The organism is Pelatocladus sp. BLCC-F211 (assembly GCF_041928655.1).
GTDB lineage: Bacteria > Cyanobacteriota > Cyanobacteriia > Cyanobacteriales > Nostocaceae > Pelatocladus.
Genome location: NZ_JBHFLM010000229.1, coordinates 1 through 8,056, shown reverse-complemented (window position 1 = coordinate 8,056; position 8,056 = coordinate 1). Strand labels below are relative to the sequence as shown.

Here is an 8,056-nt window from a genome sequence, read left to right as displayed (position 1 = left end):
CGTGGTGATAACACTCCACCTTCTTTGCTTCCACAAGTTACTCCTTGTTCTGATGATTCTGAGTTATTGAAAGCGGCTTAATTTCATTCCTTGATTTTGGGAAATGTTTTTTGTTTTCTTTACACCCCCTGAACGCTTACGTTTATTCGCCTGTTTACATTTAATCAACAGATGCAAGTATTTTTTGGAAATCAGTATGATATTTTGTACCTAGCCCTGGCGATGTTCGTAATCTGATCACTAAATCTTGCACGAGTTGCAATCAGCCGTAAAATAAATTTTCGGCTCAAAGCTTAAACCCATTAAAATGGGTTAAAACCTGAGCAAAGGCTTATTTACCAATTTGCCTCTTGACTACAATGTAATATACATGTAGTATTAAACTTCCAGAGCTAAAGGCTCATGCTCTTGGACAGTGTGCATCATGGCAAACTTTAGAGATATTCTCAATTACTTTCGTCCCTACTGGAAGTTGAGTATTTTCAGTATTGCAGCTACCAGTGTTTACGAGATTATTGATTTGGTCGTACCGTATGCGATCGGGCAGATTTTAAATGTGTTGTCTAATCAACCATTAGATAAGCCGCTTGTAGTAGCGATCGCCACAATTGCAAACCTTATCAATTACCCAGTGAATCAGCTTCTATCTTTAGGTGTATTGCTGGGTTTAATTTTTCTTGTGACTGTGGTGAGAGCGCCGACACAACCTTGGTTAACTAATTGGTTTCATTGGGATATTGCTTTAAGATCGCGTCGAGATCAACATCAAAAAGCGATTGAAAAGATTCTCACCTTACCTCTAGAATTTTATGACGAAAATAACCCCGGACGCATTGCTGGGCGAGTAGCAAGAGGTGTCGCCAACCACACTTGGACTTATCCTGAAATCGCTGGACAGATGATTCCGAAGCTGTTTCGGGTTTTGGGAATTTTTGTATTTATCTGGTTTGTGGAGTGGCGAATCGCAATTTTGTATTTAATTTCCTTTGTGGTTATTCTTGGCTTTACCTTGAAAAAGTTAAAGCGCCTAGTTTGGCATGATAACCGCTTGGATAAATATGGAGAAAGTACAGAAAGCCGAACTTCGGAAATTATCAGCAATATTAAAACAGTAAAAGCATTTGCGACAGAAGCCAAAGAACTAGAACGGCAAAAAGTCCGTTTAGAACGTGAATTCACTGTGGTGGATCATCGTATCCACAAAGGTTACGTCAAACTGAATACTAAGCAAAGAACTGTCATTCAGTTTTGCGTGTTTGCGATCTTAGGTTTGACGCTCGTAGAAACAGTAGCTGGTAGGATTTCTCTTGGTCACTTTATCATGACTTTAACTCTTTCCAGTATGGCTTATGCGGAGTTGGAACCAATTAGCGTATTGGCAGAGATGTTTGCTCGTCGCTATAGTTCTATGGTGCGGTTTAACGAATTTCTGCAAGAACCATCTGGAGTTGATTCCGTTGGTCTTTTGGAGAAACCACAACCAGATTCTGCTTATCAATTTACAGGAAAAGTAGAGTTTTCTCATGTTAGCTTTGGCTACGAACCTCAACGCCCTGTTTTGCAGGATATCAGTCTCTTGATTGAACCATATCAAACAGTGGCATTGGTCGGGCGATCAGGTTCGGGTAAATCTACTTTGGTGAAATTACTATTGCGCTATTTTGAACCAAATGAAGGTCAAATTCTCATTGATGGTCAAGATATTCGTAGTTTAAATGTGGGGAATTATCGCCGCAGACTGGCAATAGTTCACCAAGAAGTAGATGTTTTTAACGGAACTGTCTTGGATAATCTCAAGTATGGTCGATCAGATGTCACCTTTGACCAAGTTGAAGAAGCCTGTAGAATCGCTAGACTTGATGAAGTGATTCAGAATTTACCCCAAGGTTATTACACTGTCGTAGGAGAAAGGGGTGTGAGGTTGTCTGGCGGACAAAGACAGCGCCTGGGAATTGCTAGGGCGTTACTAGTAGAACCGGATGTGCTGGTTTTTGACGAAGCAACTTCTAGCTTAGATTATGAGTCTGAGCGTTCCATTCAATTAGCAATGCGATCGCTCCAAGGAACTCGTACCACAATTGTAATTGCTCACCGCCTGAGTACAGTCAGAGAAGCAGATCAGATTGTGGTTCTAGACCAAGGCAAAATCATAGAAGTCGGTAATCACGAACAACTTCTGCGTCATGGTGGTATTTACCATCGCTTGCACGCACTGCAAGAAACAGGGGAATTACTCAGTTAGTAGGGATTGCGGATCGGGGATTGGGGATCGGACATTGGTTATTCTCCTTGTCCTCTTTCCCCGTTCCCTATCCACTAACAAATGACCAATGACCAAATAAATTTTTTTTGAAAAAAAGCTTGGAAATTCTAAAACCTTGTGCTAATATTCTTAATCGTGGGTCTCACGGGTCGGTGTCCGAGTGGTTAATGGAGACGGACTGTAAATCCGTTGGCTAGCGCCTACGCTGGTTCAAATCCAGCCCGGCCCACCTGCTATAATTGAAAATGTAAAATTAAAATTTAAAAGTTTTAGTTTTACATTTTTAATATTATGAATGCCTTAATTTTGCCCGTGTAGCTCAGTGGTAGAGCACACCCTTGGTAAGGGTGAGGTCGCGAGTTCAATCCTCGCCACGGGCTTTTTGCTTTTATGATTAATGTGCATTTGTACTTGTACATTAACTAATTATTTGTTACTGTAATTCTTCCTCAATTGGAATAATCCTTACAGTCTTACCTGGGGAGTTACATTTTTAATTTTTAATTGTTTTATCCCCAATCCCCAATATGCAAACAAAACCCAAGCTCAAGCTTATATTATTATTTTCTCTAGTTGTCAGCTTGATCATAGCTGCCAAACATTTCAATATTCAGGGATGGTTGCAGATATCAATAACCTGGATTGAAAGTTTTGGCCCATTTGGTGCGATCGCATTTATTTTTATCTATAATTTAGCAACGTTACTGTTTATACCCGGCTCCTTACTCACACTCAAAGGCGGTTGTCTCTTTGGCTTAGTTTGGGGTTCAATTTATGTACTAATTGCTGCTACTATTGGAGCTACTTTTGCATTCTTAATTGGACGTTATTTATCACGAGATTGGGTTTGCCGACAATTAGAAAAGCATCCTAAATTCCAAGCGATCAATCAAGCAGTTGCCAAACAAGGATTTAAAATAGTATTTTTGACTCGCTTATCTCCCATATTTCCATTTAACTTATTAAATTATGCTTTTGGAATCACCCAAGTTTCACTGAAAGATTATATCTTGGGTTCAATTGGTATGATTCCAGGTACTGTCATGTACGTTTATATCGGTTCCCTTGCGACCGACTTAGCAATGATTAGCACTCCCAATCAACCAACAACCCCAGAAGCGCAAATTGGAAAATCGCTAATACAAATAATAGGATTAATTGCCACTATAGTTGTCACTATTTACATAACCAGAATTGCTCAACAAACACTGAAAGAAAGCGTAGAGTAAAAAAATCTGTGTTTATTCAGAAATAATTATTAACCCAGTTAGAGAGAATTGCTCAAGTCAAACTTAAATTGTAGGGTGCGTTACTGGAAGTCAATCCAAAATCCCAAATCGGATGACCTCTTAATTAATCAAAACTAATACTTGTAACTTATGAAAAATAAAACTTTAGCAAATAAACTTAACTTCCAAAAATCACATAAATTCTTAAAACAAATTTTTTTTATCTTAGTTGTATTTACCTTGATTTTTTGCCTAAACACAAACTCTGCATTAGCACAAGAAACCGTAAAAACCCCAGGATTTAATCCTCAAGAATGGTTGCGAAACGCCTTGCAGTGGATAGACAGTTTAGGTACAGTAGGAGCGATCGCATTTATTGCCCTCTACATCATCGCCACCGTTGCTTTTTTACCAGGTTCCATCCTCACTTTAGGCGCAGGCGTCGTCTTCGGTGTCATCTGGGGTTCCATCTATGTCTTTATTGGTGCAACCTTGGGCGCAACAGCTGCTTTCCTAGTTGGACGTTACCTAGCTAGAAACTGGGTAGCTACAAAAATCGCAGATAACAAAAAATTTGCTGCAATTGACCGCGTCGTTGGTAGAGAAGGACTCAAAATAGTTTTATTAACCCGACTTTCTCCCATATTTCCTTTTAACTTATTAAACTATGCCTTCGGTGTCACCGACGTTTCCCTCAAAGACTACTTTATTGGTTCTGTAGGCATGATCCCCGGAACAATTATGTATGTTTACATTGGTTCTCTAGCTGGAAATCTTGCCATGATTGGTACACAAACTCAACCAACCAACCCGACAGTACAATGGGCAATTCGGATTATAGGTTTTATTGCCACAGTTGCAGTCACAATATATGTGACTCGGATTGCGAGGAAAGCTTTGGAACAGGACGTTTTGTAGAAGAAGTCAATAAGCTATATTTCCTCTTTGTGTCTAAGTGTCTACCCTGCGGGAAGCCGCTGGCGCGTCTATGTGGTGAAACACCAAGACACCAAGAAATTTTCATTTTCCAAAATTACACTTTGAAACGGCTGATCACCAATAATATAAACAGGTTATAGCAATGTCTAATTCTGAATTTCAAAAAGTAATAATTCGCCCACTAGATGAGTATAACCAAAAACTCGTTTCCTACGTGCATCCACTTAATTGGATAAATCCCAAGCCTGCTGATTATTATGATTTGGTTGTGATTGGTGCGGGTACGGCGGGATTGGTGGTGGCTGCGGGTGCGGCAGGTTTAGATTTAGGTTTAAAGGTGGCGTTGATTGAAAAGCATCTGATGGGTGGAGATTGCTTAAATGTCGGTTGCGTACCATCAAAGTGTCTCATCCGGTCAGCGCGGGTTGTGGGTGAGATGTGGAATGCGAGAAACTTTGGAGTTAATGTCCCCAAACACATCGATGTGGATTTTCCCGCAGTCATGGAAAGAATGCGAAAGCTGCGTGCTGGTATTAGTCATCACGACTCGGCGGAACGTTTTCAAAAGCTGGGAGTTGATGTTTTTTTGGGTAGCGCTAGTTTTTCCAGTAATAATACTGTAGTGGTTGATGACAAAACTCTCAACTTCAAAAAAGCTGTAATTGCTACAGGTGCAAGGGCGGCGCGTCTTTCTATTCCAGGAATTGAAGAAGCAGGTTATTTAACTAACGAGACAGTTTTTTCTCTCACCCAAAGACCACGACGTTTGGCGGTGATTGGTGGTGGGCCGATTGGTTGCGAATTGGCGCAAGCATTCCGACGCTTGGGTTGTGAAGTGGTGCTTTTCCATCGCGGTTCCCACATTCTTAATAAAGAAGATGCTGATGCTGCCGAAATTGTCCAACATATTTTTATCAAAGAAGGAATTCGTTTGGTTTTAAATTGCCAAATGCAGCGGGTAGAAAAAACTAGCGATGGTAAGAAGGTTTATTTTAGCTGCAATGGTCGAGAAGATTCTGTGACAGTAGATGAAATTTTAGCAGGTGCGGGGCGTGTCCCGAATGTAGAAGGTTTGAATTTAGAAACTGTGGGCGTGGAATATGATCAGCAACGGGGTGTAATGGTAAATGATTATTTGCAAACCACCAACCCCAAGATTTATGCTGCTGGTGATATCTGCATGGATTGGAAATTTACTCATGCTGCGGATGCGGCGGCTCGAATAGTCATTAAGAATACTTTATTTTCTCCCTTTGGTTTGGGACGTTATAAACTGAGTAATTTAGTCATGCCGTGGGTAACGTATACTGATCCAGAAATTGCCCATGTGGGGATGTACGAACAACAAGCCCAGGAAAAAGGCATTGATGTAAATACGATCAAGATACCTTTTAGTAGTGTAGATCGAGCGATCGCAGATGGTGAAGAAGATGGTTTTGTCAAAATCCTCCACAAAAAAGGATCAGATCAAATTATCGGTGCAACCATTGTCGCCCGTCATGCAGGTGAGATGATTTCCGAAGTCACCACAGCAATTGTCAATAAAATTGGTTTGAGTAAGATGAGTAGCGTCATTCATCCTTATCCAACCCAAGCAGAAGGAATTAAGAAAGCAGCGGATGCTTATCGACGGACACTGTTGACGCCAAAAACAAAACGCTTTTTGGGATTGTTGATAAAATTGTGAGATTTGATGATGTGTAGAGACGTAGCATTGCTACGTCTACAAAGAATTTCCCAATCCAAAATCCAAAATCCAAAATAGTATCGCGGGTGTCGGTACAATTTGGGAATAGTGTTTTTCCTAGCTTAAGATGGCTAACATCATTAAACAGCCATGCGATGAAGGAGTGATGCGTTCAGCACCATGCACTACCCCTTGTTCCAGGAATGTTGGCAGGTGGGTACTAGCAGCAACAATTCTCGGTTCAAGCATAGCAATGATTGATGGTACCGTCGTCAATGTGGCACTTCCGGTATTGCAATCACAGTTAAATGCAACTACTACTGATGTGCAGTGGATTGTTGAATCCTATGCTTTGTTTCTTGCTGCTTTAATCTTGGTTGGTGGGTCATTAGGCGATCGCTTTGGACGACGACTTATCTTTGCTTGCGGGATTGCACTGTTTGCCTTAGCCTCGATTTGGTGCGGTTTGTCGCCAAACGTAAATCAACTAATTATTGCTAGAGCAGTTCAGGGAATTGGCGGTGCGTTGTTAGTTCCAGGAAGTTTAGCAATTATCAGCGCCTCGTTTAATGAAGCACAACGCGGACAAGCAATTGGTACTTGGTCGGGTTTTACAGCCATCACCTCAGCACTTGGCCCAGTTTTGGGTGGTTGGTTAGTTGAAAATATCTCTTGGCGCTGGATATTTTTTCTCAATGTGCCGTTAGCTGGGATTGTACTCGCTATTTTGTTTTGGCGTGTACCAGAAAGCCGTAACGAAGATTCAGCAAGGCTCGATTGGTGGGGAGCAGCTTTAGCTACTCTTGGTTTGGGGGTAATAGTCTACGGACTCATCGAATCGTCTCACCTGGGGTTATTTCATCCGTTAGTTCTTAGCTGTTTGGTAGTTGGTGTATTGATTCTGAGTGCGTTTATTTTTGTTGAAGCTAATAGCCGCACCCCAATGATGCCGTTATCTTTATTTAAATCGCGTACCTTTAGCGGTGCAAATTTGCTCACACTGCTGCTTTACTCAGCTTTGGGTGGAGTATTTTACTTTGTGCCGTTCAATTTAATTCAAGTGCAAGGCTACTCAGCTACGGCTGCTGGTGCGGTATTCCTGCCATTTATTATCATCATGTTTTTTCTTTCGCGCTGGTCTGGAGGCTTGGTAAATCGTTATGGTGCCAAGCTTCCGTTAACAATTGGCCCAGTAATAGCCGCTTTGGGGTTTGCTTTATTTGCTATTCCAGGAATTAACAGTAATTACTGGACAACGTTTTTCCCCGCCATACTGGTATTAGGTTTAGGTATGGCAATTAGTGTTGCCCCGTTGACAACAACAGTCATGGGTGCTGTCAAACAGCGTCAAGCTGGTATTGCTTCAGGGATTAATAATGCTGTTGCGCGTACGGCTGGGTTATTAGCGATCGCAGTATTTAATATATTTGTCTTCAATAGTTTCAATCGCAGTCTGAATCAGCGAATGACGGCTTTAGGTATATCGCCCGAAGTGCAAAAACTCTTGGATAACCAACGTGTCAAGCTAGCAGGTGCGGAAATACCTGCGGGTGTGAGTGCTGAAATCACAACAAAACTCAAAGATGCGATCGCCTGGGCGTTTGTAGATAGCTTTCGCTTAGTGATGTTTATTGCTGTTGGATTGGCGAGTGCAAGTGCGATCGTTGCTTTGCTGATGATTAGAAAAAACCGAGAACCGCGATAAATTTAACCGTTATTTGCGATCGCGTAGCGGCTGCTTTGCAGCATCGCTTTCACGTTTGTGATGAATGTCGTTTCATTCATAAACCAATACGGTTCAGTTAAGGCTAAAAACTAAAACTAGCGTAGGTTGGGGAGCCAGTGCGTTGCGGGGGTCCCAAGAGTTGTAGCACCTGGCGTTTGAGGAACGTAGACGCGCCCTGCGCGGCTTCTCGCAGAGTAATATAACCCAACATT

5 protein-coding genes and 2 tRNA genes are annotated in these 8,056 nt (G+C 41.6%); all 7 read left to right on the top strand.

Going from position 1 to position 8,056, the window contains the following annotated elements; translation table 11 throughout:
- Positions 1 to 424 precede the first annotated feature (424 nt).
- The 7 genes from ACE1AT_RS27270 to ACE1AT_RS27240 all read left to right on the top strand — a co-directional run bounded on the left by ACE1AT_RS27270 (position 425) and on the right by ACE1AT_RS27240 (position 7,823).
- Positions 425 to 2,242: an ABC transporter ATP-binding protein gene (locus tag ACE1AT_RS27270; protein WP_374874123.1), complete on the top strand. Its 1,818-nt coding sequence runs from the start codon at positions 425 to 427 to the stop codon at positions 2,240 to 2,242.
- A gap of 167 nt (positions 2,243 to 2,409) precedes the next feature.
- Positions 2,410 to 2,492 (top strand) — tRNA-Tyr (locus tag ACE1AT_RS27265).
- Positions 2,493 to 2,571: 79 nt separating this feature from the next.
- Positions 2,572 to 2,643, top strand: a tRNA-Thr gene (locus ACE1AT_RS27260).
- 147 nt (positions 2,644 to 2,790) lie between these two features.
- Positions 2,791 to 3,492, top strand: a complete 702-nt coding sequence (locus ACE1AT_RS27255) for a TVP38/TMEM64 family protein (RefSeq protein ID WP_374874121.1) — start codon at positions 2,791 to 2,793, stop codon at positions 3,490 to 3,492.
- A gap of 150 nt (positions 3,493 to 3,642) precedes the next feature.
- Positions 3,643 to 4,410: a TVP38/TMEM64 family protein gene (locus ACE1AT_RS27250; RefSeq protein WP_374874119.1), complete on the top strand. Its 768-nt coding sequence runs from the start codon at positions 3,643 to 3,645 to the stop codon at positions 4,408 to 4,410.
- Positions 4,411 to 4,573: 163 nt separating this feature from the next.
- Positions 4,574 to 6,118 (top strand): mercuric reductase, encoded by a 1,545-nt coding sequence (locus tag ACE1AT_RS27245; RefSeq protein ID WP_374874117.1) that lies wholly within the window; start codon positions 4,574 to 4,576, stop codon positions 6,116 to 6,118.
- A 127-nt stretch (positions 6,119 to 6,245) separates the two neighbouring features.
- Positions 6,246 to 7,823, top strand: a complete 1,578-nt coding sequence (locus tag ACE1AT_RS27240) for an MFS transporter (RefSeq protein WP_374874115.1) — start codon at positions 6,246 to 6,248, stop codon at positions 7,821 to 7,823.
- Positions 7,824 to 8,056 lie beyond the last annotated feature (233 nt).